This is a genomic window from Falsiroseomonas tokyonensis (genome assembly GCF_019024325.1).
GTDB lineage: Bacteria > Pseudomonadota > Alphaproteobacteria > Acetobacterales > Acetobacteraceae > Falsiroseomonas > Falsiroseomonas tokyonensis.
Genome location: NZ_JAFNJS010000039.1, coordinates 1 through 2,195, shown reverse-complemented (window position 1 = coordinate 2,195; position 2,195 = coordinate 1). Strand labels below are relative to the sequence as shown.

General features: G+C 73.2%; 3 protein-coding genes. All 3 read left to right on the top strand.

All coding sequences use genetic code 11. From position 1 onward, the window contains the following. The first annotated feature begins 41 nt into the window (after positions 1–41). The 3 genes from J3S20_RS29815 to J3S20_RS29805 are packed head-to-tail and all read left to right on the top strand — an operon-like array spanning position 42 to position 2,078. Positions 42–698 (top strand): hypothetical protein, encoded by a 657-nt coding sequence (locus J3S20_RS29815; RefSeq protein WP_216840563.1) that lies wholly within the window; start codon positions 42–44, stop codon positions 696–698. A 34-nt stretch (positions 699–732) separates the two neighbouring features. Continuing rightward, the gene (locus J3S20_RS29810; RefSeq protein ID WP_216840562.1) at positions 733–1,479 is read left to right on the top strand and encodes a hypothetical protein; all 747 of its coding nucleotides are present in this window, start codon (positions 733–735) and stop codon (positions 1,477–1,479) included. Continuing rightward, positions 1,476–2,078 (top strand): hypothetical protein, encoded by a 603-nt coding sequence (locus J3S20_RS29805; protein ID WP_216840561.1) that lies wholly within the window; start codon positions 1,476–1,478, stop codon positions 2,076–2,078. The genes J3S20_RS29810 and J3S20_RS29805 overlap by 4 nt, the downstream gene beginning before the upstream one ends. Positions 2,079–2,195: the final 117 nt, after the last annotated feature.

Here is a 2,195-nt window from a genome sequence, read left to right as displayed (position 1 = left end):
CGCGCCACCCTTCATCTCTCTCGACAAGGACCCCTGAACCCATGGACCAGATGACCACCACCACCACCACCACCACCACCACCGAAGCCACCACCGCCCCCCGCAGCCTGGCCGAGCGCGCCCGGGATGCCTTCCTGGCCGCGCAGCAGCGCGTGCATGACTTCCGGCTGGCCCGCGCCCGCGGCGATGCCGGCGCCCCCTCCGCGGCCGCGCTGGCGAAGGCGCGCGAGGAGCTTGAGCTGGCCGAGGATCGCGCCAAGCTGGCCGAGGAAGCGGCGCGGGCCCATGCCGCGGCCGAGGAGCGCCGCCGACAGGTCGATGCGATCCACGCGCGCCGCGCCGAGCTGGAACAGGTCTATAGCGAGCACCTGGCGGCCGGGGAGCGGCTGGTGCGGGCCAGCGAGGAGATGGCCGCCGCGATGGGCGCCTATGCCGATCTGTCCCGCGACCTGGCGCAGCGCGAGCCGAGCACGGCTGGCATCTGGCAGGCCGGCCGGATGGACGGCGCGATGCAGACCCTGACCGGCGCATGGCCGCAGCACTTGCCCATCCCGCAGCAGCGCCCGATCCCGTTCCGCGATGCCGCGACGCGCGCCGCCTGGCCGGCGCAACAGGATCGTTTCCTGCGCGAGCGGCTGCCCATGCCGGCGCTGCCCGAGCCGCACCCCGACGACGCGCACGCCGCCGCCGCAGCCTGACCACCACCAGCACGACCGGGAGACCCCCAGCACCATGTCCGACTTCATCACCACCAGCAGCACCACCCCCGCCCCGACGCAGGCCGCACCGACGATGACGCCCGAGGCGGCGCTGCAGGCCATCCGGATTTTCGAGGATGGCCCCGCTTGGCGCGATGTGGCGCTTGGCAAAACCGAGGCCGGCAAACTCGGCCTCATGGCGGAGCGGGACCGGCTGTATCGCCTCGCCTACCCCGAGCCGGGGCAGGCCGCCGCGCCGGCCCATCATCCGGCCTTCGACGCGGCCAGCGCCGCCAGCCTGGCCGCCCTGGGGGCCTCCGGCCTGCCCGAGCTGCACGACCCCAACGCGGACGGCATGGTGCATGAAGCCGCAGCCGCAGCCGAGGCGCCCGCGGCGCCGGAGATGATCGCGGACAGGCTGCACTCCATCGCATTCCCGGGCGCCGAGGCCGCGGACCTGGTGGAGTTTCGGAGCGTCGCCGGCACCGCCCTCGCCAGCATCGGCGCGACGCAGGCCGAGGCCGGGCAGTTCGTCCTGGCCGCGAGCGAGGTGGCGGCCCGGCCGGACGCCTTCACGCCGGAGAGCGCAGAGAGCTCGTTGCGCCGGGAATGGGGCGGCGCCTACGACCGCAACCTGGGCGCCGCCCGCGCCGCGCTGAAGGCCTTGGAACGCCGCACGCCGGGCCTGACCGCGCATCTCGAAAATACCAACCTGGGCAACCACCCGGCGGTGGCCAAGCTGCTGGTGCGCGCTGCGGCGCGCGTGGAGGTGGGGCGATGAGCGACATGCAGGCGACTTCGCCGGGCGCGGACAATGCCGGCGCGCCCGATGCAGTGAACCTAGCGGCGCTGGATGCCGCACCGGCCGCACCGGCGGCGCCGAGCGCCACGCTTGTGGTGGACGAGATCGCGGCGACCATGGAGGGTCGCGCAAACCCTGGCTATATGGTCGCCAGCCACCCAGACCACGACGCGGCCGTTGCCCACGTCACCCGGCTGTTTGAACTGCAATATGGGACTGCCCCGGCTGAGGCGCCGGTGGACTTGGCCCCCGAGCCTGAGCCGCCGGCGCCCGAGATGTTCGCCGCAGAGCCGCAGCCGCAGATGGAGCAGCCGCCGGCCGTCGACTTCATCCCCCACGCCACCGCTGGCTTTCTGCCCATTGGTGGCGCCTATGACCAGATGGTTGCATCGGTCGGACGGCAGGCGGCAGACCGAGATGTGGCCGATGCAAACGCCCACCTGGCCGTTGTGGAGCAGCGCAACCCGGGCGCGCGGCAGAGCCTGCAGGCGAGTTTGGCGCAGGCCACGCCCGACATGCGCTATGCCGTCCTGTGGATCATGGCCCGCGCGCACCGGCTGCAAAGCGAGCGCCTATGACCGGCGGTGATCCGGCTGCTACACCGGGCCGCATCCGGCAGGGTTTCGCGCGGTGATGCGGTTGCAGCCGCCGGTGGAGGTGGCCTGGCCCGACCACCTCACGGTCCAGGGGGTGGA

Bases quoted from the DNA above. Each gene is read 5' to 3' on its own strand.
- J3S20_RS29810 (WP_216840562.1), top strand. From the start codon at position 733: ATGTCCGACTTCATCACCACCAGCAGCACCACCCCCGCCCCGACGCAG.
- J3S20_RS29805 (WP_216840561.1), top strand. From the start codon at position 1,476: ATGAGCGACATGCAGGCGACTTCGCCGGGCGCGGACAATGCCGGCGCG.
- J3S20_RS29815 (WP_216840563.1), top strand. From the start codon at position 42: ATGGACCAGATGACCACCACCACCACCACCACCACCACCACCGAAGCC.